Annotated in this window: 26 protein-coding genes and 1 other RNA gene; 8 read left to right on the top strand and 19 right to left on the bottom strand. The window is 36.5% G+C overall.

The genetic code is table 11. The annotated features are described in order from the left end of the window. The first annotated feature begins 28 nt into the window (after nucleotides 1-28). On the top strand, nucleotides 29-619 hold the full coding sequence (locus tag B0G92_RS11685; RefSeq protein ID WP_143395028.1) for a hypothetical protein: 591 nt from the start codon (nucleotides 29-31) through the stop codon (nucleotides 617-619). Between the two features lie 607 nt (nucleotides 620-1,226). On the opposite strand, the gene B0G92_RS11675 is transcribed toward B0G92_RS11685, so the two are convergent. The 6 genes from B0G92_RS11675 to B0G92_RS11650 all read right to left on the bottom strand — a co-directional run bounded on the left by B0G92_RS11675 (nucleotide 1,227) and on the right by B0G92_RS11650 (nucleotide 9,943). Continuing rightward, entirely contained in the window at nucleotides 1,227-1,865 is a 639-nt protein-coding gene (locus tag B0G92_RS11675; protein WP_101472320.1) for a hypothetical protein, read from the bottom strand. A gap of 11 nt (nucleotides 1,866-1,876) precedes the next feature. Continuing rightward, a complete protein-coding gene (locus B0G92_RS11670; RefSeq protein ID WP_180326433.1) occupies nucleotides 1,877-4,156 on the bottom strand; it encodes an anti-phage 6A-MBL system cap2_3 protein in 2,280 nt (759 codons plus the stop codon). Beyond that, entirely contained in the window at nucleotides 4,143-5,309 is a 1,167-nt protein-coding gene (locus B0G92_RS11665) for an anti-phage 6A-MBL system MBL-fold protein (RefSeq protein ID WP_101472477.1), read from the bottom strand. Before B0G92_RS11665 ends, B0G92_RS11670 begins: the two co-directional genes overlap by 14 nt. Before the next feature lie 281 nt (nucleotides 5,310-5,590). Further along, complete coding sequence (locus B0G92_RS11660; protein ID WP_101472318.1) at nucleotides 5,591-8,323, bottom strand: tetratricopeptide repeat protein; 2,733 nt, start codon at nucleotides 8,321-8,323, stop codon at nucleotides 5,591-5,593. A 467-nt stretch (nucleotides 8,324-8,790) separates the two neighbouring features. Next, the gene (locus tag B0G92_RS16860) at nucleotides 8,791-8,973 is read right to left on the bottom strand and encodes an IS3 family transposase (protein ID WP_425432915.1); all 183 of its coding nucleotides are present in this window, start codon (nucleotides 8,971-8,973) and stop codon (nucleotides 8,791-8,793) included. Beyond that, a complete protein-coding gene (locus tag B0G92_RS11650) occupies nucleotides 8,948-9,943 on the bottom strand; it encodes an IS3 family transposase (RefSeq protein ID WP_101472316.1) in 996 nt (331 codons plus the stop codon). The genes B0G92_RS16860 and B0G92_RS11650 overlap by 26 nt, the downstream gene beginning before the upstream one ends. Before the next feature lie 234 nt (nucleotides 9,944-10,177). On the opposite strand from B0G92_RS11650, the gene B0G92_RS11645 reads away from it, so the two are divergent. Further along, a complete protein-coding gene (locus B0G92_RS11645) occupies nucleotides 10,178-11,077 on the top strand; it encodes an AraC family transcriptional regulator (RefSeq protein WP_101472315.1) in 900 nt (299 codons plus the stop codon). Nucleotides 11,078-11,214: 137 nt separating this feature from the next. Further along, entirely contained in the window at nucleotides 11,215-11,961 is a 747-nt protein-coding gene (locus B0G92_RS11640; protein WP_101472314.1) for an SDR family oxidoreductase, read from the top strand. Nucleotides 11,962-12,721: 760 nt separating this feature from the next. Here the strand turns inward: B0G92_RS11640 and ssrA are convergent. Next, nucleotides 12,722-13,118, bottom strand: a transfer-messenger RNA (tmRNA) gene (gene ssrA / locus B0G92_RS11635). A gap of 244 nt (nucleotides 13,119-13,362) precedes the next feature. On the opposite strand from ssrA, the gene B0G92_RS11625 reads away from it, so the two are divergent. Next, nucleotides 13,363-13,734: a DUF4260 domain-containing protein gene (locus tag B0G92_RS11625; protein ID WP_310793701.1), complete on the top strand. Its 372-nt coding sequence runs from the start codon at nucleotides 13,363-13,365 to the stop codon at nucleotides 13,732-13,734. An 86-nt stretch (nucleotides 13,735-13,820) separates the two neighbouring features. Here the strand turns inward: B0G92_RS11625 and B0G92_RS11620 are convergent, their stop codons facing one another. Both B0G92_RS11620 and B0G92_RS11615 read right to left on the bottom strand, forming a co-directional pair. Beyond that, the gene (locus B0G92_RS11620; protein WP_101472312.1) at nucleotides 13,821-14,039 is read right to left on the bottom strand and encodes a hypothetical protein; all 219 of its coding nucleotides are present in this window, start codon (nucleotides 14,037-14,039) and stop codon (nucleotides 13,821-13,823) included. 188 nt (nucleotides 14,040-14,227) lie between these two features. Continuing rightward, nucleotides 14,228-15,424, bottom strand: coding sequence for a serine hydrolase domain-containing protein (locus B0G92_RS11615; RefSeq protein WP_101472311.1), 1,197 nt, complete (start codon nucleotides 15,422-15,424; stop codon nucleotides 14,228-14,230). 310 nt (nucleotides 15,425-15,734) lie between these two features. Here B0G92_RS11615 and B0G92_RS11610 point away from each other — a divergent pair, with 310 nt between their 5' ends. Further along, nucleotides 15,735-16,937, top strand: a complete 1,203-nt coding sequence (locus B0G92_RS11610) for an NAD(P)-dependent oxidoreductase (RefSeq protein ID WP_101472310.1) — start codon at nucleotides 15,735-15,737, stop codon at nucleotides 16,935-16,937. 91 nt (nucleotides 16,938-17,028) lie between these two features. Next, nucleotides 17,029-17,409 carry a hypothetical protein gene (locus B0G92_RS11605; protein WP_101472309.1) on the top strand — a complete coding sequence of 127 codons (381 nt, stop codon included), beginning with the start codon at nucleotides 17,029-17,031 and terminating at the stop codon, nucleotides 17,407-17,409. A 95-nt stretch (nucleotides 17,410-17,504) separates the two neighbouring features. On the opposite strand, the gene creD is transcribed toward B0G92_RS11605, so the two are convergent. The 10 genes from creD to B0G92_RS11555 form a co-directional block, all read right to left on the bottom strand. Further along, nucleotides 17,505-18,830, bottom strand: coding sequence for a cell envelope integrity protein CreD (creD, locus tag B0G92_RS11600; protein WP_101472308.1), 1,326 nt, complete (start codon nucleotides 18,828-18,830; stop codon nucleotides 17,505-17,507). A 44-nt stretch (nucleotides 18,831-18,874) separates the two neighbouring features. Next, nucleotides 18,875-19,303, bottom strand: a complete 429-nt coding sequence (locus B0G92_RS11595) for a cytochrome c oxidase assembly factor Coa1 family protein (RefSeq protein WP_101472307.1) — start codon at nucleotides 19,301-19,303, stop codon at nucleotides 18,875-18,877. Between the two features lie 2 nt (nucleotides 19,304-19,305). Next, entirely contained in the window at nucleotides 19,306-19,761 is a 456-nt protein-coding gene (locus tag B0G92_RS11590; protein ID WP_101472306.1) for a hypothetical protein, read from the bottom strand. A gap of 50 nt (nucleotides 19,762-19,811) precedes the next feature. Then, nucleotides 19,812-20,108: a winged helix-turn-helix domain-containing protein gene (locus B0G92_RS11585; protein ID WP_056065667.1), complete on the bottom strand. Its 297-nt coding sequence runs from the start codon at nucleotides 20,106-20,108 to the stop codon at nucleotides 19,812-19,814. A 1-nt stretch (nucleotide 20,109) separates the two neighbouring features. Further along, on the bottom strand, nucleotides 20,110-20,397 hold the full coding sequence (locus tag B0G92_RS11580; protein ID WP_143395026.1) for a hypothetical protein: 288 nt from the start codon (nucleotides 20,395-20,397) through the stop codon (nucleotides 20,110-20,112). A 118-nt stretch (nucleotides 20,398-20,515) separates the two neighbouring features. Then, entirely contained in the window at nucleotides 20,516-21,139 is a 624-nt protein-coding gene (locus tag B0G92_RS11575; RefSeq protein ID WP_101472304.1) for a hypothetical protein, read from the bottom strand. A 99-nt stretch (nucleotides 21,140-21,238) separates the two neighbouring features. Beyond that, nucleotides 21,239-22,102, bottom strand: coding sequence for a hypothetical protein (locus B0G92_RS11570; RefSeq protein WP_101472303.1), 864 nt, complete (start codon nucleotides 22,100-22,102; stop codon nucleotides 21,239-21,241). A 42-nt stretch (nucleotides 22,103-22,144) separates the two neighbouring features. Continuing rightward, complete coding sequence (gene kdsA, locus B0G92_RS11565) at nucleotides 22,145-22,963, bottom strand: 3-deoxy-8-phosphooctulonate synthase (RefSeq protein WP_101472302.1); 819 nt, start codon at nucleotides 22,961-22,963, stop codon at nucleotides 22,145-22,147. A 174-nt stretch (nucleotides 22,964-23,137) separates the two neighbouring features. Next, complete coding sequence (locus B0G92_RS11560) at nucleotides 23,138-23,599, bottom strand: 2-dehydro-3-deoxyphosphooctonate aldolase (protein ID WP_101472301.1); 462 nt, start codon at nucleotides 23,597-23,599, stop codon at nucleotides 23,138-23,140. Then, the gene (locus tag B0G92_RS11555; RefSeq protein ID WP_056065697.1) at nucleotides 23,596-24,069 is read right to left on the bottom strand and encodes a DUF4199 domain-containing protein; all 474 of its coding nucleotides are present in this window, start codon (nucleotides 24,067-24,069) and stop codon (nucleotides 23,596-23,598) included. The genes B0G92_RS11560 and B0G92_RS11555 overlap by 4 nt, the downstream gene beginning before the upstream one ends. A 119-nt stretch (nucleotides 24,070-24,188) precedes the next feature. Between B0G92_RS11555 and B0G92_RS11550 the strand changes: the two genes are divergently transcribed. After that, nucleotides 24,189-24,746 carry a YeeE/YedE family protein gene (locus B0G92_RS11550; protein WP_101472300.1) on the top strand — a complete coding sequence of 186 codons (558 nt, stop codon included), beginning with the start codon at nucleotides 24,189-24,191 and terminating at the stop codon, nucleotides 24,744-24,746. 77 nt (nucleotides 24,747-24,823) lie between these two features. After that, the gene (locus tag B0G92_RS11545) at nucleotides 24,824-25,237 is read left to right on the top strand and encodes a DUF6691 family protein (RefSeq protein ID WP_056065705.1); all 414 of its coding nucleotides are present in this window, start codon (nucleotides 24,824-24,826) and stop codon (nucleotides 25,235-25,237) included. The last annotated feature ends 47 nt before the right edge of the window (nucleotides 25,238-25,284 follow it).

Raw genomic sequence — 25,284 nt, 5'->3', positions numbered from 1 at the left:
AATATAGATCAACCAAATAAACAGTATAATGAAAAATCTGAATCTAATTGAAACCGCTGCGCATAACAGGCAAGCGATTAATAAATCCTTTCGAAATATTACGGTGCTCATACTGGTGTGCGCCATTCCTGCTGCAATTTGCAGGCTGTTTTTTTGGGAGTATACCCGCCGCGCCTTGGTAACCTCGTGGAGATATAAAGATTTACGGTACGTAACCGACGTTGGGTGGCCTGCAACCATATATACGTGGGGTAGTCGTTTTGCCATTGCTTTTATGGTTATCTATCTTTATTTGCGGTTCAAGCAAGATCTTAAAAAGCCTTCATTTGGGGTGGCCGGTAATGGGATATTTATTAACCAGCAAATGCTTTATAATGCGTTTGTACCATGGGAAAACATAAAAAAAGCTGAACTGTTGGGGCCTGTCGAAAGTCCTTTCATGAGGTTGACATTTAAAGATACCACCAGCCTGCTCAAGGGGCAGCCGTTTTTGCTTAAAATGATAGCCAAACCCTTTATTAAGAATAATCCTGTACTGAGTGTTACAAAAAGTGAAACTATTGGCAATATCAGGAAAATACATGAAATGATCAATGATAAGATATCGCAGAATATCTAAAGTATTGGCAGTTGAAAACTGTCTAAGCAATCATTCTGAGGAACAGGCTGCCGCTATTAAATACTCTGAGGAAGGTATTTGAGTGTTTTAATTGAAAAAGCGACGATTTAGCTTAATAGAGCTAAATCGTCGCATGTTGTGGAGTCGGGGAGAGTCGAACTATTGCCCTAGCGCCCCTATAAACGTTGATTTCCTGATTTTTAGAAAGGTGCTGCGCCACGAATGTGCCATAAAAAACTCCGTTTACCAAAAATGCCATCGGTTAAGACGGCATTTCCCTTGCAAGATAAATTTTGGTTACCTGGTGGAGCTGAAGGGTCCGGAACCTATGCCGTTTTTGATATCAACAGCCCCATTTTTTTAGCTTTTTCCAACATGTGCCACGAATGTGCCATGGAAAATTTGAATGTTTTATCTATGCAAAGGCCCCTGCACGAAGCCATCTGATATGAAAGAACGATATTATCCTAATAGTTGATTCAAAGATAGTTATTTAATATTAAATCGGCATATTTTTTTATTTAGGATGAGTGTTTACATTGTAACCTGTAATTTTACGTTTTCTTATTTATTTGGTATCTGGAGGCTACATAACATTTTTTTTAATTTAAATACGACGACTATTTGATGCAACAGCCAATACATTCATAACAAATCGACGACCTCTATTTCTTGCCCCTATTACTATTGCGAAATATTGTATTAGCAAGAAAAGAAAGTAATATAGACTAATTGGCCATTTAACAATTAAAAGTGTAGGGACACCAATAAAAACTACAAAGAGAAAACACATCGACGTTAAATCTCTTGCTAACAAAAAAGCTCTATGACTCTCTGAAACCGCAATATCTAACGCATGTTGTTTGTAAATTTCATACCATAGCCGATTCTGATCAGAAGATTTTTTAGGGAAAGGTCCATACTCCTCTTTCAATTTTTTTCTATTAATCCTTGTATCTAGTTTACTAAGTTTTGAAAAAGCTTCTGATCCTGGTAAAGGATCTTTTAACCTCCAAAAAATCAAAATGGCTTTTTGATTGCTGGATAGCAACCCATTAAGCAAAAATAGAAGTAAGGGGGCAATCGATGCGCCTAGTCCTTTTAATATAAAAACAATGTTCAGTTTATTTGTTGCTTGTTGAAAATATAGCGGATAAAATATGCCACAGATAATTAAAATATTTGCTGAAAGAAGAATCCACAACATAGGTGTATTCTTTGCTTTTAGATTTACTTCTTTGTCCATATAACTTCAATTTAAAATATATAGGGAAATATTCCATCGGGAGTTATGATTGATAAAAAAACAGGCAATGGCGGTTGTAATTTATCGGTTTCTTCTTTATGGCATTGTACACTCTTCATATCTTGAGGACTTAAAAAATTAGGGCCGTCTGGATGGGTATGCCATTCTCCTATATAGCCAATTTGGCCTCCTGATTTAGTTTCAACTTCTGAAATTTTTTCTGGTAAGCCTTTATATCCTCTAATAAAGTGAATAGAATTTCCTTCGCTGTCAATAGGTGCTTTAATTGATTCGGTTACATGAATTGTTTTTGTTTTATAATTACATACTCCAACAAACACGCCTCCTGTTTCAATTTTTCCAGCATTGCGAAATTCATCAGTAAGTTGCTTAATAACACCAGACTTAAAGCGGATTGTCCACGTTGAATCGTTTACGGGTTGAAAAATATCAAATGGGTCAACTTTTATTATTTCAGTTTCTATCTTGTAATCTCCGGTATCTAAAATGCGGTTAAGGTATATTTTTCCTTGCGAAGATAAATTCTCCATTTCTTTCTTTAGGACACCAGAGAAATATGAAGCATGCGAAGATATTTTATCATCTGATAAAATTGTTGTTTCAGAATTACAGCCGACGCCAACTTGAACTACTAAGTTGTTTGAACTTGCGGCTAATTGCTCATTTTGGAGCCACTTATGAATATTTTCATCGGTAGATGCAAGGCTATAAAGTTCAACCTGCAAATCATCAATTCGAGGATTTCGATTTGCCCCTTCTTTATACAGTATCCCTAAATTCCCAAAATCGGAAATTGAGGCACTGGCAAGCTGATTATTATTTATGCTTTTTAGCATAACCAGTTTGTTAAAGAATGCCTCAGAAGCCGTGAAATCTAATAACCAATTATATGTCTTAAATGTTTCTTCCTTATCTATCAGTCCTTCTTTAAACGAAGGTCCATTTATAACTCCTGTCATTTCAAAAGGATAGAATTTCCTTATTTTTTGAGCCAAAGCTTCAGCTTTATTTTCTCCTTCATTATCAGAGAATAAAACGTGCCGAACCAAATTATGAGGAGAAATATAATCGGGATCAATCAGTGTTAAGTTTGTTTGTCCGGATCTAGCAAGATGCATAATTATTTTTGATCCAATTGCGCCACATCCGAAGACTGCACTCCTTCCGCTCAGGTCTATTTTCCTCCCTGAAATTTGTCTTGCTAATTTTTGAGTCAATGGTTGATTGTGCGACAATATATCTATTGATATATTGTTTACTATCGTTTCATCTTTAACATCATCAGAATCTAATTTAAATCGTAAGTTTATAAATTCAATATTTGAAGAATAGCCTGTCAATTGACTCGGTCTGCGAATAGCAACAATTACAGGAAAATAAATATACTCATTTAGTTCTTTGAAAGTAGCAACAAATTTTTCAAACTCTTCGTACTTAATTTCGTAATAATTGCAAAACAGTTTGAATTCTTCAAATGATCTTGGAATATTTACTTGATACTCACTTTTTATTTCATTTTCTTCATTCCATAAAATAAAACCGAAAAAATATTTTCTTCTTGAGACATCCTCTTTTCCTTTTTTTCGCTCCTCATCAACTTCCTTGATTGTCGCCAGCGCATTTTTATCCGTGATTAATTTAACAAATTTATAAGTTGATCGATTAGTAAGGCCCACTTGTTCAAATAAAGCAATGGAAAAGTTTTCTCCGACAACAAGCGCGGTTTTACTTGTAACAACACTTAAAATCGTGTCATAATCATAAATTATATTTCCAGAATATCCCTCTAGCCTTAATGGTTCGTACTGATCGCCATTTTCAGCTAGTTCTCCTGTTGCTGCATCATGGAGCCAATTGCTTATGCGAATCAGCAAATCCTCAATTCTTTTGTTTGCATACCACTCATCGGGATTGCCTCTGACATAACAGAACGCAGGAGGTCGATTATTTACCGCCACATACAAATGGGCCAAGTTACTCTTGGGAAAATCCGATCTGTCAGTATAAACTCTTGGGGCAGAAACTGGATAATTGATTAAATCGAACACTAGAATAATTGGCTCGGTTGTTCTAATGTCTAAATTCTCAAAATTACCCAAACTAGGTAAATCTACATTGATTTCTAATGGAATAGCGATCTTGCTATTTCCCCAATCTAATATTTTCACCTTACCTCCTATAAGCTTATCTAATGATTTTAGAGAATCCCGCAGTGCGGAATTCTCTAAATCATTTTTATAAACGGATAAGCTGTCGCTAAACTTTTCCATTACCATATTTTGAAGGACTATTTACAATGCCTAGACCTGCGCCTCCAGCTACTCTTGCTGCGCCTTCAACCTTTTTTGGCTTGACGATGCCCAACGACGTTACTTCAAAAATTATTGGCTGAGGAATCTTATTGATTACATCGTAAGTGGTTGTGTTAAGAAAGTTTCCTTCGGTAACCTTTTTAATATATTCGGATTTAGCCTCGTAATGTGGTGGATTATCTTCGTCATCAAGAATCTTTTTACTTGAAGCGATAACCTTTGCATTATTTCTCCTGTAATCCAATACCTCTAGTGAGGTTTTTTTCGGTGTAGGATTTTCCTCCTGAGGCCTATCATTAAAAAATGACCATGAGCAGTGATGAGGTGAGAGAAATAAATCCCACTTTAATGCTTCCTCATTTTTGAATTTTTTTGTTTTTTCTAAGATAATACACCATGAAGTATGGTCAGAATCTCCTCCAAACATTGCTAATGTAGAAAAATCTTGCTGGTAGAGAGAGTTCTTGAACCTAGCTTGAAATACTATACTTGTTGAGTTTTTTTTGTCATCCCCAAGTGATTCCAAATGCTCTTTGAACGGTGCATGAATAAAGATGGAGAACAACACTTGGTTCTTATCATTAAATCGGGTAACGATATCACCTGGCTTAGCTCTTAAATGGTCCAAATCTTTATAGTCTTTATTTCCATCATAACCTATAATTTTTATTCTATTGCCTGGATTATCTTTCTTTGGGTCTTTCTTGCGATGAAGTTCCAATCTGCGTTCTGCTTCCTTCTGGTGGGCATCTTCGTCATCGTTGGAATTTTCTTCTGCTATCATAGGGGAGAACCACATTGTGTCAATTCTGATAAGGCCATCTTTTTTATCTGTCTCCGAATAGTTTTCAGGAGCGCCCTGGTAAAAGTGCTTTTTAAATCCTCGACAGTGGTCTTGGTCACCGTGAGTTAGGATAAATACATCAATGTGAGGAATGCCTTTGTCATATTGTACACTTTGTAGTAAATCTTTTTTTACATCGTAAGTGTCTTCATTATCACAGTTCCTTATATTACAGTCAACTAAAATGGTTGTACTGTCTTCCAGTGTTATGAGAGATGTGTCTCCGTTTCCTACTGGGTAATACTTAATTGTAGCATTGTTTGCCATTATTCTATTTTTTAAAGTTATTTTGTTGAAGTATCTGCTAGTCATTTCCATGAAATGCCTAGTCCAGCAAAATATTAGTGAAGCTGGCAGATGGACAACCAACTGAAAAAAGAATGACAATTATATTTGCACAAATGGATAGTTTATTTACATTTGTATTGTCGTAGTATAATTCAAATTCTAATTTCAAAATTGATTAGTTGTTTGTAAGATACTTTGCCACGAGAAGATGTCGGATTCTTTTTTGTGGTGAAGTAAATTCTAATATTTTTGATTTTGTTTTATTTCTTTCTTAAATATTCCACCTCCTTTTTTAAATCGTTAATAGTTTCTGTAAGTTCTTTTCCTGCTTTAAGATGTTCCAATGGAAAATCTTTTTTGAGTTCATCCATTAGTAAGTAGTATATTGGTTTAAGCATAGTTTTAAGCTGGAAAGCATTGGACTCACTGAACATATCTAAAGCAACTTCATATTCTTTTTTTGCTATCAATAAAAGGAAAAACTCTACTAACTCTGCAAATTCACGATATCTATTATCATCATCTTCATGTATGTTGCGAAGATCGATAATATGCTTTTTAACAATATCTATTGATTTGGTTACATCGCCTTTCCATAGAAGTATTTTGGCATAAAGTAATTCAATCGCGGTATCAGTTTCCTTTGGCTTAAATTTTTCAATAAGGTCTAGGGCAAAAGTTAATTTGTCAGTCCTTTTGGACTTGAAAATACTATGAACCCAGCATCCAACTACTGAAATGTCACCTAATTCAAGTGCTTTGCCAAACATTTCATCAGACTTTTCAAACTTCCCTTGGCTGGCGAAAATGTGACCAAGTTGGTGAGCAGATTCAGGGTCGTTGTGCGCTACGCCTTCTTCGTAGGTAGATAGGGCCTTATCAGTCTCCTTTAGTCTCATGTAAAGTCTACCAAGCTGATTATAACCATCAATTTCTCCTTTTTCGATAGCTAAAGTAAAATGCTCTTTTGCTTTTTTGAAATCTGACTTTTTCTGTTCCAGATAAAATTTACCTAAATTAATGTTGCTTTCTTCTTCTTTGGCTTCAACTGCATTAAGTAGTACTGTTTCAGCGTCTTTTCGTCTTTTCTGTTTTATATAAAATTCTGCTAATGCAGTATTCGATTTTTCTATTTTTGCTTTAACGGCATCCTTAAAATATTTTTCTGCCTTTTCAAGATCTTCCATTTCAGCATACAAGTTTCCAAGATCAAGTAGAGAATTTTTGAAATTTTTTGATACTGCTTGATTATGGTACTTTATTGCTAAGTCAAAATCTTTATTTTTTGCATATAAGATTCCCAATCGATTAGCTGCGTAAGGATGGGGATGTGGTAGAGCTAGTGATTTTTCATAAAATTCAATGGCTTTGTTAGGATCATGTAAATATAGTTCGTAAATAAGCCCTAAAGTGATAGAAACAGATGAATCCTGGCTGTCTAGTTTCCATGCGGCTTTGGCCGCATCTAGTGCTTTTTGCTGATTTCCTTGCATGAGATATGCTGAAATTATCAACATATAGTAATCGATATCTTTACTTGTTATGGCTTCTAAGCGTTCAACAGCTTCATTATATTTCCTATTTTTTAATAGTGTCTTGATATCGCTAAGGACATCTTTTTTAGTTGTTTTGGCTCCTTTCAGAAGTCTGTCGGGCAGCACGGAGTTTGTGGTGCTAATTAACTCTTCTTTTAAGTTCTCAGGAATGTTTTCACATGATAAAAAAGTATTGCCCATGTCAATTGCGGCAGCGGCATCATAATTACCATCTTTAAGATTCCTGATATGCCTCCTGAGTCTCTTAGTGAGTTCACTTTCATCACACCATGCATCAAAGAACCTAACTAGCCATATTACATTTTCCTTATCATGTTTTCGGCCGAACCTCATTAAATACCAAATATTCATAAAACGTTCTTTAATTCGGTATAAATGGTTTTTTGTTGTGGTTGGTACTTTTTCGATTAGCTGATTTTTTTCTAAATATGAAAGTATAGATGATATATTCTTGCTCTCTAATCTTGTACGCTTTGTAATTTCTTTTACAGAAATTGCATCCCACTTTCTGGCGATAGCGTCAATTACTTTTTGCTGTTGAGTTGATAATTGGTCCAGTTCTGACTTGTATAATAGCGTTAAAGTATCTATAAGTAGATAAAGGTCTTTAATAGCTTTGCCGTTTTCGTTATCTAGAAAAATCTGAAAGAGGTAGGATATAGTTCTAGGAACACCTCCTGTTAGTCTTCGTAAAGCTTCAACTCTTCCCGGGTATTTGTCAATAATTTCTCTGATTTGTTCCTCCTCCCCATATTGCTGTCCTATCTTGATTAGAAGCTTCTCGCAGTCTACTTGGGTCAAGCCATCGAGTTGTATTAATGTGAAGAATTTGTAAAATGGATCACCAAAATCGATACTTCCATCATTGTATGAAGTCGAAGAACCGAATATTCTAAACGATGTGTTTGATGTGAGGATGGTCTTTAGCCTTTTTTTCTCTGTATCGTTAAGTTTCTTAAGGAAGAAATTTATATTTTCAATAAATAAAATTGCAATCTTCTCTTTAGATTTAAGAAAGTTGTCCAAAAGGTTAAATGCTGATATCTCATAATTTGTCTCTTTATCTATTATTTCGTCTATTGAATCAGATAGATTTTCTTTGTAAAAATTATCTTCAATACCAATAGCAACGGCTTCCCATAAATTAGTTAAATCAGATACGTTGTACTGTTCTTCTGAGAACATTATGGGCAGAAATTTATTTGCTAATTTTTCTTCATCTAAAATTGCGTAGTTCAACCTGTGCAATAGGGTTGTTTTGCCTGCGCCACGTTGTCCAATAATAACATAATTAGAGAATTTGTTGTCTTCGATGGCGTTTGTCAATGAGCTTTGAATGTAATCAAATTCATTGGTGCGGATAACAAATCCATCTACAATAGCAGATTTGGGTTTGTTTCCAGTATTGTTTCTAAGCAATATATCCTTATTTTCCATGATGACGATATTTTTTTTGTCAAATATAATGACAATTTTTTTATCGTCAAAATTTTTAGCGATTTTTTTCTCGTTAAAAATTGATAGCAATAATGTTCATTGGCTTTTTGTATGTTTTCTATTCTATTGAGAATATATCGTCAATAGCGTCATCTAAGATTTCTTCCTGTCTAAGATCATTTAGGTAATGGTGATGTATGGCTAGGGGAGTAAGCCCCAATAAGCTCCATCTTAATCATTGGGTTATCGATCTTATCGATAGCCATCCCGGCAAAGGTACGCCTTGCCACATGGGAGACAAGGTGCTTGGTGATGGCCCGTCATACATGCAATTGTTCTAATAGGGCATTAGTTCCGCCTATTATCGGATTTATTTAGATTAGAGAACAGATAGGTGAAAAATTAACTATGGCTATTGGTTGATTTTATGAAGATCAATAATTTTTTTGATACAGAGTGATAGCGTATTATGACTGATTCTGAAATTCTTCTATTGTGAAATTTCCAAGAGCGGAATGTCTGCGACCACTGTTATAAAAATTTTCTATATACTCAGCAATGGATTCGCTTGCTTCTTTTCTAGTTGAATATTTTCTATGATGAACAAGTTCTATTTTCAATGTCTTAAAAAAAGCTTTCGGCAACTGCATTGTCATGGCAATTGCCTTTCCTGCTCATGCTCTGGGTAATACCATTTTTGGTTAATAGGCTGACAAATTTTTTGCATGCATATTGAACTCTACGATCCGAATGGAATATTAATTTTTGATTGTTTACCAAAGGTCGATTAAGAATTGCCATTTTAAGTGTGAGGATACTGGTATCGCTAGCTTTCATCGATTTGCTCAGCGACCAGCCTATTACTTTCCTGTCAAAAAGGTCTATGACTGTAGTGAGATATGCCCAGCCTTCTGTTGTATGGATATAGGTCATGTCTGATACCCATACTTCATTCTGTTTTCCCACTTTGAAGTTCCGGTTTAGAATGTTGTCTGCAACGGGGTATTTGAGTGAGGAAATAGTCGTTATTTTGAATTTCGGTTTTGAAACGCTTCGCAAATTATGCTCTAGCATTATCTTAGCGACAAAAGATCGACAAACCTTTATACCAATAGACGACAATTCTCTTGTGATTCTTGGGCTCCCATAAGTGCGCCGGCTCGCGTGGTATATTCTGCGGATTTCGGATATTATTAAAATTTTACGCTGTGACCTGTTGGTCTGCCTTCTCTTTATCCATCTATAATAACAACTTGGGTTTACATGAAAAACTTGGCACATCTTCCCAATGGGAAATATCTCATTATTCTCGCTTATGAATTTATATCGCTCCTGTCTGCCTAGGAGAAGGTGGCTAGCCCCTTTTTTTAGGATGTCGCGTTCGACGCTAATATTTTTGATTTCCTTTCTTAGCCCTGTCAGCTCTTTCCTTTTTGTGTCTGTATCGATAATGCTTTGGGTACTAAGTTTGCCTTCTTTAAAAAGCTTCTTCCAATGATGGAGAATACGTTTACTTAAGCCGAGCTCTTCGGCCACATGGCTTATGCTGCCATATTGGATACTTGCGCTGGCCGCAAAGATTTTGTACTCATTGGTGAATTTTTTTCTATTTTTTTTCATATAAAAAAAGTTAAGGACAGTTGACTTTACCAATTAATGAAAGGTAAGCTTTTCGTTCTTTACTTAATCGATATGCTTCGGACAAGTGCGTTAACTTTTTGCGGCAAAAAAGGTAGCAACTCCAATTTTGCCTTACCTTTTTATGGTAAAAATGTTGCAACTCCAATGTGAAAAAAGAGAGAAATTTTTATTTCTTACTTTTATCATTGATATTTCTCTAAAAGTCGTTGAAGCATGGCAAATTTTTCTATAGAAGTAAACAAATCGGATAAAGGTGTGCCCATTATTCTGCGTAGGCTGCAAGGCATCGAAGGTTTTATAGTTAAGGCATGGGATGAATTATCAGATGACTTCACAGATGCGCTTCATCCTCACAGGCATGACCATTATACCTGTATGCTGATCGAAGATGGTGCGCTTGAAGTGCTTTTAGATTTTGAGCATTTTATAATGCCAGCCAAAACACTTTTCATTTCGCCTCCTTGGCAGGTCCATCAAGTACTTAGTGTTTCAAAAGGCAGCGGGTGGTATATTTCCTTTGAAAATAATCTGATCGAAGCATCTGTACGAGCTACGCTTGACAAATGTTTGGAAGAGATGATATCTGTAGGGCTTACAGATTTAGAATTTGATTGGTTCAAGTCTGTCATACAATCCATTATGGCACTCGAAGAGATCAATAGTACAACATATAAGGATGTTTCCCATCCTTTGCTATCCGCATTTGTTGCCCAGGCGGGGCTAAGCTACCAAAGCAAACCGATGGGGAGTACGGCGAACTTTGCGTCCCGTTCGGTAATGATTACGAAGAAATTTATGAATCTTGTCAGGCATAATTACCATCACCTTAAAAGGCCTGCAGATTATGCCGAAAAACTTCATATCAGCGTTAGCTACTTAAATGATACCATAAAAAAAACAACCAACTCATCAGCATCTTTGCTTATTCAAAAGGAGATTTTAAGGGAAGCGCAGCGAATGCTCTATTACACCGATCACAGCGTCAAGGAAATATCTGATCTGCTGGGCTACGAAGATGAAAAGTATTTCATGCGGCTTTTTAGAAAGAAAACTGGGTTTTCTCCTACGGAATATAGAAAACACAATGCTCCGCCCAGCGATTTCCTTTTATAATTGTTGCGGATTATTTTCTAAGTTAATGCCATTTGTCCACCTTCTGCTGTGGTTTGTGTGTTTTCTCGTGTATGCAAATGATTCAACTTTGCATTAACGAATTCCATATTAAAATTTTAACTCACATCACATAAAAAATGAAAATACTAGTAGTAGGCGGGACAGGATTAATAGGGGCCAATGTTGCAGGCAAATTAAATAACCAAGGACACGAAGTCGTAATAGGCTCACCTTTACATGGAATTAACATCATCACTGGAGAAGGACTTTCTGAAGCGTTAAGAGGTACCGATATTGTGATTGATCTTTCAAATTCTTCATCCCCTGAAGAAGAAAACGCCCTTAATTTTTTTGAGACGGCTGGAAAGAACCTAGTAGCAGCTGAAAAATTGGCAGGAATTAGGCATCATGTGGTTTTATCGATTGTGGGTATAGACCGCGTACAGTATATTGGATACATGCGTGCGAAAAAAAATCAGGAGGATATTGTCAAGAACGCTGGTATTCCTTATACCATCATTCGCTCGACGCAATTTCATGAGCATGTCTCTACAATTATAGCAGTGCAGGGAAAAGAGGATGTTGTTAATGTTTCTACACTTGATTTCCAGCCTATAGCAGCTGAAGATGTCGCCAATTTTGTCGTGAAGTTTGCTTTAGAGACAGCTAAAAACGGAACCATTGAAATTGCTGGTCCTGAGCTTGCCCCTATGGATCAATTTGTTTCAAGGTATATAAAAGTTACTGGGCAGCATAAAACCGTAATTTCGGACAACGAGCATAAATATATGTTCTATGATTTTCCTAAATCAGGTTTGGTACCCGAAGGAGATCACCAAAAGGGTAAGATCCATTTTGATGAATGGACTCAAAATCTAAAATGAATTACAGAATCATTGTTACGTTTGAAATATTTTAGCTTCTAAAGGCCAGAGCTGCTATAGAAAGGTGGCTACGAATTATCGGTTAGAAATATTTAATAATTAGTTTCATAAAAAAAATCCTCATCAATTTGATGAGGATTTTTTTGTGGGCTTCGAGGTAATGAAGTGCAACCCTTATTGCCTTTTTTAAGCCTTTTGAATGATTTTGAATATCAGAATAGTCAAGTTGTGTATTTCGGAAATACTATCCTTCCCTGTACGTTCCAAACTGTTCAGTAGACACTATGGATTTGTAGTCTGACGCTTACCTCTCGTAGAACACCAGATTCTTGTTGCCCCTTTATTACCCCTTCATCAGTAACCCTGAAGAAAGGCTCCTTTTGCTTCGCAAAAGCACTTAGGAGCTACCAAAAGCACTCTAAGAATAGTACTTGGAAAATAGATAAGCAGTCCAAGTTTGATTTTCTTTTAAAGCGGTTTTCCCTCCATCAAGAATCGATTTCGTTCGTCAAACAGCACACCTATCCAGAACACATCTAGATGAACTAGAGGGGAGGAATATTGCCTTAGCTTTTTGTAGCAAATTAGGTAGCAACTCCAACTTTAAAGTGCCACAAACTTTTTGGGCATTTTTGTAAATTTTGTGTGCTGCCGGTTAGAAACGACGAAGCCCGCAATTTCTAAAATTGCAGGCTCCATGCGGTTTTAGGGAAGTTTTTTGGAAAAACCAACAGTTCAACTATTGGCCTTTCAAAGTACACTGTGGAGTCGGGGAGAGTCGAACTCCCGTCCAAACAAGCAACCAAAAGGCTTTCTACACGTTTAGTTCCTGATTGGATTTTCGTCATTGTGCAAGGCCAGGAACAGCCACACAATGCTTATCTTCTTAGTTGTCAAAACAGCCCCGAAGCTTGACTGTTTCTAGGTTTATTTTTACGGTTCCCCTTTTAAGAACGCCACAAACCAAGGCTTTCAAGGAGAATCTAGCTTTCCTGCCTTGCAGGAACTAGGCAAATCGTACTATAATTCAGATTAAGCAGCTAAAGCGTAATTATTTTCGCCGTGTAAAAGTGTAGGACCATTTAGTAACGAGAATTGTCCCAGTTCTCGACGTGCTTACTTTTCAATTCGACTCGCTGTCAAAACCAGTCGACCCCAATATGTTTAAGAACTCTTGCTATAAAGCAAAAACCATACCGCAAAAGTAGTTAAAAAAAATACATTTCCAATCCTTGATTTTGAATCTGTGAATAAGTACTGAAAGAAAATCAAATTCTTTCAGGTTTAAGTCTTTTGAATGGCACGGTGAATTAAAAATACCATTGAAAATTATTGTTTTTATCAGTGTCAGGATTTTAAAGTTTTGCATTTTTGTATGAGCATTCATAAATTCAGTAACTTATGACAAATGGAATGAAAAATCTTTTGAAACTGGAAGAGGCCGGCCAGTTTTTACTCTCAATAGCCTTATTCTCTCAATTGGATTATTCCTGGTGGTATTTTCCGGCTTGTTTGTTGCTTCCGGATTTCTCCATGATTGGTTACCTTTTTGGCTCCAGAACGGGTGCTTTGATTTATAATTTTTTCCATCATAAATTAATAGCAATTGCTGTAATAGTTATAGGGTATTGGTATAATAATTCCGTGCTCGTGTTGATTGGAATAATTCTATTAGCCCATTCATCAATGGACAGGATTTTGGGCTACGGATTAAAATATAATGACAGTTTTAAGAATACTCATCTGGGGCAGATAGGCAAAAAAGAATATTGAAAATCTTGGTAGTATCTGCCTTAACGCTATATTGTGATTTTACTTCCAGAAGATATACATTGGTACTTTTAAATTTTCAAGACCAGTCAATGTTCGCTTTTGGCATCCGAAAACGTTGTGAACGATGAATTATGACCGTAGGTAATCATGTTGACTAAAGGACCTGTAAATACTTCGTCTTTTCCGACAATTTTGCAATATGCATCTATTGGAAAATCCTTATCATTACTTGGACAATCGGAAAGTAAAAAAACAATAAGGATGAACAGGGCAAATAAGGATATTTTGTTTTGTGCTACTTTCATAATATGAGATATTACAAAACAAAATTAAACCCGATATTTTTTATAGAATTGTATTAAAACGACGCTTTTTAGTAAAAGCTTTACTACTTTGTAATATACTAGCTTTTCACGTTTACTATATTTTATAAAAGATTAACCTTTGAATATGCAAGGCCATTTCAACAAAATTTAATAAAGAATATATTTTACTAATTAATTACGTCGTCTTTGTCAAGTTTAATAGGATAGGTACCAAAAAGAGGGGCCAATTTCCAGATTTTATACGTCTTTTGGGTGTATTTGTTTGAAATGGCAAACAAGGCTACCGTATCTTTTTTCAGCTTTACATAAGAAGAAGTGTTTCCATGCCACCATCCGTTATGATAAAACAGCTGTTCTCCGGTTTCCCATTCCAGCATACGAATACCAAGACCGTAATTTTTAGTACCGCGGTGTTCATAGCTGTAACCCTTGAAAGCTTCGCTAACAAGTACCGGATTCAGGAACTTGTCAGAATAGGTTGCCATATCAAACTTGAGCAGATCGCGAGGTGTAGAATAGATATTCTTGTCACCATACACATCATCCAGATGATTCAGTTCATAAAGTACTTTGTTGCCTTTATAGGAAAGACTTGCCGTTTCTTTGTCTTTTGAATAATCATAAACATAAGTGTTTTTCATACCGAGCGGTTCAAAAATCATCTCTTTCATGGCCTCACGGTAATTTTTTCCCGTAATCTTCTCAATAACCAATGCAAGAATGGCATAATTGGTATTGCAGTAGCCAAATTTTCTGTCAGGTTTGAAATACAGGCCGAATTTGTGCTGTGCCAGCAAATCAAGAATATCCTGATTGTGCAGCATTTTGGAACGGTTCCATACTTTAGTATCATCAGCAAAATAGGCATAGTTAGGCAGGCCGCTCCTGTGATTCAGCAACATTTTAATAGTAATCTCTTCATAAGGAAAGGAAGGCAGTATAGCATTCACCTTGTCTTCCAGGTGTAATTTTTCCCGGTCTATAAGCCGCAATATGGCTGTAGCCGTTAATACTTTGGAAACCGAAGCGATGTGCAGCGGAGTAGTGGCGCTAATGTCTTCATCTTTAGAAAAATTAGACTTTCCCTCATATTTTTCAAAAATAATCTGCCCGTTTTTGGCTACCAGAAAACCGCCGTTCATAGAGTTGTTGGGCCAGTTTTTTTCATAAAATTTTTCCAGACTTTCCTGTTTGGGAGTAACATAGCTGGCCGGAAGTTTTTTTGATTTTATACTGTAAGGTGAAAGCGCATCGGTGTTATTTTCAACGGGTTCGTTAGAGGCAATCTGTTTGTTTTTTTCCTGGCATGATGTAAGCAACAATGCCGAAGCAAGCAAAGGGTATATATATTTTGAAAATGTCATTGTAATTATAATGGTTGGGAAGCAAATATAGAAAAACAGGCACATTATGGTTTCTACTTTAACAAAATAAAAAGCAACTTATTGTATTGTTATATTCCTTTAACATTTTAGGGTATAAATGACAAAATATCCTCAATATTTTATGAATAAAAGTTTTGGAGGGCTAGCGGTTAATGTTATATTTGGAACAAATTATAACGTTGTAGTTACAAAGTTGTAATCCAAGAAATGATTTTGTTAAAATATTGAGAAACTTTCAATCATTTCTGAAATTAACCTAAACACCACCCTTTATTTTTTAAAAACTATTATGAAATTCGGAATTATTAAGGAAAGAAAAAACCCACCCGACAGGAGAGTAGTATTTACCCCGGAAGAAGCCTCAAGATTATTAAAAGAACACCCGGAAGTGGAGCTGAAAGTGGAAAGCTCTGATATCAGAATATTTAATGATGATGAATACAGGTCGCAAGGCTTGAATGTAACTGATGATATTTCAGATTGTGACGTGTTTTTTGGCGTAAAAGAGGTTCCTGTTGAGGCATTGATTCCTGGGAAAAAGTATTTTTTCTTTTCCCATACCATAAAAAAACAACCCCATAACCGCAAACTTTTACAGGCCATTCTGGAAAAAAATATCGATTTGTATGACCATGAAACGATAGTTGATACCGATAACAGACGGCTTATAGGTTTTGGAAGATATGCGGGAATAGTTGGAGCCTATAATGGAATAAGGGCATTTGGAATTAAGTTTGAATTGTTTAACCTGCCAAAAGCAGAAACACTTTCAGGAAAAAGTGATTTGGTGGCACGATTAAAGCGACAAATATTGCCTCCAATCAAAATAGTTCTGACCGGACACGGAAAAGTGGGCATGGGAGCTAAGGAAATCCTTGACGGGATGAAGGTAAAGGAAGTAACACCGGAAGATTTTCTGTCCAAAAAATACACCCAACCTGTGTATACCCAAATTGATGTGCTGGATTATAACAAACGTATTGACGGAAAGGTTATCGATAAAGAAGATTTTTATAATAACCCGCAAGACTATACCTCAGATTTTGAGCGTTTTTCAAAAGTTGCAGATATTTTTATGGCCGGACATTTCTACGGTAACGGCGCTCCGGTTATTCTGACCAGAGAAATGCTTAATTCAAAAGACAATAAAATTAAGATTGTAGCCGATATTTCTTGTGATGTTGACGGTCCGATTGCGTCAACCATCAAAGCTTCAACCATTGCTGAGCCATTGTATGGTTATTTGCCAAGTGAGCACAAGGAAGTTGAGATTTATCATCCGGCGGCTATTGTAGTTATGGCGGTTGATAACCTGCCATGTGAACTGCCAAAAGATGCCAGCGAAGGTTTTGGTGAAATGTTTATGGAACATGTCATTCCTGCCTTTTTTAATGGCGACAAGGACGGCATATTGCAACGTGCCAAAATAACCGAAAATGGAAAACTAACCAAAAGATTTGAATACCTCCAACCTTTTGTTGATGGTAAATAAAAATAGGGCCCTGGTTTGATCAGGGCTTTTTTATGCCTTATTTTGTCTTTTTTAACGATGCTATCTTTATCTTTATGGAAATTATATCACTATGAAAAGACTATTTTTAAAATCATTTATGCTTGTGGCGGCAATTGCTGTTTCCGGCTGTAATTCCAACAAACAGGCAACTATTAAAGAAGACGGAACGGAAGTCGTGAAAATCAGGACGCCGGAAGAAGGAAAAGAAGAAAAAAACGACACGATTGCCGTACAGGGCAAAGTTAATGAAATCAACAAGGGGAAAGACGGCTATACGGCCATTCTGACCGCGGAAGACGGAAAGATTTATTATGCCACAATCAGTATTCCTAATCTGAAAGACCCGAAACAATACCGTACAGTAGCCATAGGCGAAACGATTAAAATAAAAGGCAATTCCTGGAAAATGGAAGATGATAATTATATTACGGTTCGGGAATTAGAGAAGTAATATTTAATAAGTATAACATTCAATACATTGCGTCTTAGCGACTTTGCGTGAAATAGTCTCGCAAAGTCGCTAAGACGCTAAGTTTTAACTCCTAGTTAAACTTCTTCTTTTACCGCATTCCAATCAATTTTTCTTGAAAAGTACATTACCAATCCCAGAATAACAAAAAGCCCGATACTGCCTGCCAAAAGCGCATAGTTTTCAAGTTGGATAATAACAAAAATAAAGGAGTAAAGACCTGTTAGTGAAAGACCTATAAAAGCCGCAAACTTTTTACTTTTTAATATGGAAACAGAATAGAGCGAAATCATCAGTACTACAGAAATTCCGGCAATTAAATAGGCCTTCAGAAAACTGCTATGTTCTGTGATAGATATCAGAAGCGTATAAAACATAACCAGAGCCAATCCAATCATGGTGTAATTGAAAATATGGATACTGATTTTACTGATGGATTGGATGACAAAAAAGATTAGAAATGTAAGACCTATTACCAGAAAGCCATATTTTGAAGCACGTTCATTCTTTTGGTATTCGTCAACCGGAATAATAAAATCAACCCCAAAAGAATAATTTTTCAATTCCGGGAAGTCGCCAAAATAGTTTTGAGCGAAAGGCCTGTTGAAATCAAGAATTTTCCAGCTGGCTTCAAAACCGGTATCGTCCGATTTTTTTAAATTGCCGCCCGGTAAAAAATAGCCTGTAAATTTCGGAGATTTCCAGTTGGATTTCATACTTACAGAAGTTGTTTTCCCAATTGGAACAATTTTTAATTCCTGGCTTCCATCATAGGCAACATTAAAATTGAAATTCAGTTTTTCGTCTGTAAAATATTCAGAAATAGTAAAGTTGGGTGTTTCTAAAGTAGAAACTGACGTTGCAGGGTCGCTGGTAGCCGTTTCAAAAGACATGGTTTTATCTCCCAGTTTTATTTTCATACCGTCTTTTATACTTTTAAGATTGTTGGCCCTTATTAGTAAAGTAGCCTTATCCCATTGTATATTTTCTGTAGCAATACCTTTTGAGCTAAAATCGGGTTTGGTAAAAGTTCCATCAAACTTCATGGACGAACTAAAAACCACTGCTTCATAATTATTCCTTTTTTTCGCAGTCGTATTTACATCGATATGGCCATTAAGCTGCTCCGGAAAAAAATAAGCATATTCGGTTTCGGAAACTGTTTCTGTCGTATTCTTTACTGGATAATGCACCGTGTAAGGAATTTTGATTATTGGTCCGTAAAGCAGGACGCTGTCGCCCCATTTTGCTGTAATTTCAGAAATGACTTCCTGTTTTCGAAAAGAACGCTCGGTAATCAAATCCTGTACAAATGTCAATGGAATTAACAGAACAATTGTAAGTACACCTATCAGGATTAATCGGGCTGTTGTTGATTGAAGAAAAGAAATTTCGGTTTTCATAAAAAATGATTTTTAAAGTTAACGGATTTTGAAAATTGGAATATTTAGTATTTGATGACGGTTATTTCCTGTCTGGTTTTTGCAACCCTAAGTTTAATAAGTCCATAAGTCCATTCTGAACCGGTTTTTTGGGCAGAAATGTCCATTTTGCCCTGTGCTTTTTTTCCGATTACCCTTACTGTGGCCTCAATTGCCTTGTTGTCGTTTGAATATTTTGTGTTGCCTTCAAGTATAGCCAGATTGTCTATAGGCTCAAGCGTTCCAAAAACCTGTATTACTTTCGTGTTTTCATTGGCTTTGGTTATGGCATTCTGAAACAGGGTAGGGTCTGCATAGGCCTGGGCCACGTCTTTGAAACTGCCCCGGCTTATGTTGTAGGCCAGTATCAAGCAGGCAATAATAAAGGCGGCCAAAGAAAGCGACCATTTGTAATTTATCTTCCACCAGTTTTTTAAGGTTGTTTGTTTTTTCATAATTATTTGATTTTAAAAGTGGTTTGTATTGTTTTTAAAGGAATCGAAAGCATCTTGAAATAATCCAGATTATGGAATTGGAACGCATTTTTACCCCGTAAGTACTGATTTTCGAAATAGCCAATTTTATCAGGATAGAAAAGCGTTCCTGTGGCTATTACCATGTACAGATACAGGCTCCGTTTACCGTTTCCGAACAAAAAGTATTGCATGCCTATTTCTTCAGGAACTGTAATTCCTGTATTGGTAAGCACATGAAACACGTCATGGTCTTCGAGTTTGGATTGTATTTCAAAGCCGTGTTTGGATAGGAAATGGCCCAGATGGAATCCCAAAGTTTGTTTTGGCATAAGCAGCAGTTCTGCGTGGGTAATTTTCCAGGGTTCGTTCTTTTTCAAAAACTTTTGATAAGGCTTCTTACTGATATCGTATAGTTTTTCGATAAATAAATCTCTCATATTATTTTTAAAAGTACTTTGTATTTCAAAGTAAATAGATAAAAAAAATCTTAACTTTTCTGAATTAGTTTTTCAAGGGCGTCAATGTGTTCCTTAAAGGCTTTTTTTCCTTCTTTTGTGGCAATATAACGTGTGTTTGGCTTTTTCCCAATAAACTGTTTTTCAATAGAAATGTAATTTTCAGCTTCCAGCGCCTTAGTGTGGCTGGCCAGATTGCCGTCGGTGACACCCAAAAGCTCTTTCAGCATATTAAAATCGGCAGCTTCGTTGACCATCAGTACAGACATAATCCCGAGTCGGATTCTGTGGTCGAACGCCTTATTTATATTTTGGATGATATTTTTCAAACTATAATTGTGAACAGGTTATAAATAGATTCTTTGTTTGCTTATCAATAAAAATCCTGAAGTCATTATAAAGATTGCTTTTTTTTATGATATAATGTTCTTCTGTTTTAGGGGTGAACCATTTTGGTTTTTCTGTTATTTCTATAACTTCAAACTCCTGACTGTCTTCCAACTCATACTGTTTCTCAAAGGCATCCAACAGTTTTTTATTCGATTTTACTTCCATAAAGGATTGAAATTCATAGCTCCAGTGAGACGAAACCCAAATTTTTGAATTTACTATAGTCACCTCTTTTGGCTTTTCCGCATTAAAAGTCTTTTACCAAACCGTTTCGTCATTTTCCCAGGTTCCTCCGCATGAAAACAACGCTGCCAAAGATAGTATTTGTAGCGCTTTAAATATAATTTTAATTCTTGTCATGCTTTAAATACAACTTAAACCCGTAAAAAATATGGCAGACACCAAAACCAAGTGCCCAAAACAACAATCCATATCCAATGAAATAGGAAGAAATTAGGCCAATGATAATCAATGTAATACCCAGATAACGAACGTCGCCCAAAGTATATTTACTGGCATTGACACAGGCAAGACCATAAAAAATGAGGGTTAGGGGAGCTACAAATCCGTAGATTTCTTTTTCAATGAGAAACAGTATGAAAAAACCTCCGGTTGCCAAAGGAATGGCAAAATTAATCAACAGCCTTTTGGAAGAGGCATCCCAAATATTTTCATTCTCTTTTTTTGCCTTTTTGATACTTAAAGAAATTCCCGTTGCTATGGATAGGAGTATAACAATAATGGCAATAGCGAAAAGTCTCTTTATGGAACTTTCTGAAACGACCAGATTTTTATAACTACCTAAATCAGAGCTGTCACTATAAATGGTCTTATAAGCCATCCAGGCACCAATCAGGGAATACACACCGGCCAGAACACCAGACAGACCGCTCAAGGAAATAAACCTTGAAGAACGGTTCATCATGTTCTTGATTTCTGAAATGTCATTGAGATATTTGTTTGTCTCCATATAAAGTACTTTGAATAACAAAGTAAGATAATAAAAATGAAATGGCAAAAAAAATCCCCCGAAATTTTCGGGGGACTTTAAATTATTTTTCTAAAGTGCTTATAGCCTGAAGATTCCGCCTACTGTAATTATTCTTTGGAAGAACCCAAAGTGTTGTGAAGCGCTATCGGCATTGCTGGAAGTTGTTTTAATGTCCTGCATGTCAATATAACCGCCTTTTAATTCGCCCTGAATAAAAAAGTGCTTGAAAAAAGTCAGGTTCAAACCTACCTGGGCAGATACTCCGTATCCGGAAATATGGAAATCATCATGTCTTTTCTTGCTCAATAGGGTTGCGTTTGTTTTTGGATAGAGAAGTCCGCCCCCAATACCTTCTGTCAGGTTAATCTGGATTTTGTCTGTATTCCAGATTCTGAAAAGCTTGGAAATATCATCCACACGGTTGATTTGTGCATGCACATAATTAAGACCGTCCGTGTGTTCAAATTTTAAAAAGTCCTCAGACATAACAGTTGGTGTATTGTTATACGTACCGTTGTGTATGGCTCCTGCTTCTGATGCCGGAAGATTAATTTCTCCTGTTACATTGGCAGTTTGGCCTTGAGTCATTACATATTTCATGTGGTCAACACCAATGGAAACATTATAATGGTCACTGATGAAATAGCCAATCCTAAGATTGGTTTGCGGAATAGTCATTCTGGCCGGATTCAGGTAATCTAAGTGATACCCTTTAGGCTTGTCATGCGCTTTCACATCGTTTACTGTGAAATTGTAACCATCGCCTTTAAAGGTAATGTCTGATTTTGTGTAAGATTCTCTGTTGCCACCCCAATAGATAAAGAATTTTCCTTTGTTGTGGGCAGTGTATTTTTCAGGACTCGTTGCCAGCTCTTGGGCGAAGGTGTACTGTGAAAAAGCACAAAAAAAAGTAAGTACACCCACTATTAATGGATGTTTCAAAATTGGGAATTATTTATTATTAAAAAATTTAGGTTATTCGGTTTAAAAATTATTTACGGTTTTTCTAATGGCTACCAGCTTGGTCATGAGTCCCTCGAAATATTTCAGGTCCAGCATATTGGCCCCGTCACTTTTTGCATTGGCAGGGTCAAAGTGGGTTTCAATAAAAATTCCGTCAACGCCAACTGCAATTCCTGCTTTAGCGATGGTTTCAATCATGTCAGGTCTTCCACCGGTTACACCTGCCGTTTGGTTTGGCTGTTGCAAAGAGTGGGTTACGTCAAGGACTGTTGTAGCATATTGCTGCATGGTAGGAATACCTCTGTAATCTACAATCATGTCCTGATATCCAAACATGGTTCCTCTGTCAGTAACCATTACTTTCTGGTTGTTGCAGTCCAATACTTTCTGTACGGCATGTTTCATGCTTTCCGGACTCATAAACTGACCTTTTTTCAGGTTTACGGTCTTTCCGGTGTTGGCAGCCGCGACGACAAGGTCTGTCTGGCGAACCAAAAAAGCAGGTATCTGAAGCACATCTACATATTCTGCCGCCATAGCTGCATCTTCGTTGGTGTGGATATCGGTAACGGTTGGGACATCAAAGGTTTCAGAAACTTTTCGTAAGATTTTCAGGGCTTTCTCATCGCCAATTCCTGAAAAACTGTCGATTCTGGAACGGTTGGCTTTTTTGAAAGAACCTTTGAAAACGTAAGGTATTTGTAATTTGCTGGTAACTTCAACCAGTCTTTCGGCAATTTTTAGAGCCATTTCTTCTCCTTCTATGGCACATGGACCAGCCAGAAGAAAAAAGTTATTGCTGTCGAGGTGCTTTATTTTTGGGATATCTTGTAAATTCATATGTTGTTTTTTGAAAGCGCAAATTTACAAATTATATCAATCGAAAGATAATTTCTGTTAAAACTTTAAGAAGCAAAAACACAGGGATTTATCGGCTGTCTTTTTTCTTTTTTCCAACGCTTCTTTAGGGTATAAAAAAACACGAATCAGGGCGTTGATTTCGTGTTTGTTGTTTTATTCGTTTTTCTTTAATCCAAATCCTTTCGGTACATAAAGATATCCTTTTTCGAAGATATTAAAATACAGGCGGATGGGTTTTGTAATTCCGGGCCAGGTGACTTCATAAACATCTAATAATCCGGCGCCCATTTCATTTCTTTTAGTTGGGAAAGGGCAGCAGCTTTCAATTTTTTTATACGTTATGGTTTCGCCTTTTGGTCCGGTCAGGGCATCTAAAAAGCGTTTTGGATTTATGTCTTCGTCTGCTATGCTTCGGTAATATACATTGATAGGATAGTCCTTGTCGTAGCCGTATTTTTTGTCTTTACTGTATTCTGTAAGCAAAAACCAGCCATTTTTTGTAATGATAGGTTCCGGTGCGTTGTCATCAATGTTCTTGATAGTTGAACGGGTACTGATACAGGAAACGGCAAGGATTCCTGTTAATATGACCAGGATAAGGCTTCTGATTTTCATTTAGTTTGCTTTTTTGTTTGAACAAAATAGGCTACGATAGCCGAGATTACCATTCCTATAGATAACGTAAAAAAGATACTCTGTATGATATAGCTCCTTAAATTAAAATAGTTGGCGGCAGCTTCTTTGTCTTTTGAAGCATTAATCATGTTTTCAAAAAACTCCGGTGCAATCAGTTCATGGAAGGAAGCCTGGGCTAAAGGCATCAATAAGGCTATAACAATGGTCATGTAAAGTCCGGTGGCACAACCTTGTTTCCAGTCCATGTGTCCGTTAAAATAATTAGTCTTTTTTTCTCTTAATGCCAGCGAATAGATAAGTCCGGCGAAAATGTAAAACAATAGGGAAGACAACATATAAAAGCTCATGTTTTCGCCATAAATGCCTAACGTTTTTTCCAAAATAGCCCATGCCAGATAACAAAAGATGTACCGGATGCCCCATTTGATTTCAATCGCAAATTTTTTCATTATGTGTGGATATAATTCAGAGTCAAAATTAAATGATTATTTTAATTGGGCTATATTTTAGACGGGAATATTACGAGGTATGGGAGCGAATGTTTATTTTTGTGCAAATAATTTGAGCTATGTATAGTTTTTATGGCACCTGGCCCTGGTATGTTTCCGGTTTTTTAATCGGAGCAGTAATGCTTCTACTGATTTATTTTGGAAAGACATTTGGAATGTCGTCCAATCTTCGCACACTTTGCTCCATTTCCGGAGCGGGAAAATTTTCTGATTTTTTCAGGTTTGACTGGAAGGCGCAGCGTTGGAACCTGGTAGTTGTACTTGGAGCCATGATTGGCGGTTTTATAGCCGTACATTTTTTAAGTGATGGTTCCGGAGTGAATCTGAATCCGGCTACGGTAGCCAAATTGCAAGAAATGAATATTGATGCGCCAAATGGAAAACTGATTCCGGAATTGTTTACTTCTGCTGAAAATGTTTTTACGCCAAAAATATTCGGATTCCTGCTTTTTGGTGGACTTTTGGTTGGATTTGGTTCCAGATACGCGGGCGGATGTACTTCCGGCCATGCCATTACCGGAATGAGTAATTTGCAGTTGCCTTCATTGATAGCCGTAATCGGTTTTTTTATCGGTGGATTAATTGCGGCTCACTTTTTATTGCCTTTGATTTTTTAGTTTAATATTTTCCGTTTCACCCTGCCAGGATTTTAAACCCTGGCAGGGTGAAACGGAAAATAAAATATATCAGTACGATGAAATTTATAAAATATTTACTTGTTGGAATTCTTTTCGGGATTGTATTAACCAAATCGGAAGCCGTGTCCTGGTACCGAATTTATGAAATGTTCCAGTTTGAATCTTTTCATATGTTTGGAATTATCATGACAGCTATTGCGGTGGGTGTTGTTGGAATCCAGATTTATAAAAGAAATAAAGTGGTTGGGCTTGATGGCAAACAGATTCAGATTGCCGATAAGGATAAAGGATTTAAAAACTACATTATTGGCGGAACCATTTTCGGATTGGGCTGGGGCATGATTGGAACTTGTCCTGGACCTATATTTATACTGATTGGAGCCGGTTTTTACAGTATTGGGATTGTACTTTTAGGCGCCTTGATTGGTACGTTCCTTTACGGGTTATTAAAAAATAAGCTGCCTCATTAATTGGAGACTAAAAAATAAAAAACGCCCCGGGATTTACCGGGGCGTTT

The organism is Flavobacterium lindanitolerans, assembly GCF_002846575.1.
Lineage (GTDB): Bacteria > Bacteroidota > Bacteroidia > Flavobacteriales > Flavobacteriaceae > Flavobacterium > Flavobacterium lindanitolerans.
This window is presented reverse-complemented; position numbering and strand designations above follow the sequence as displayed.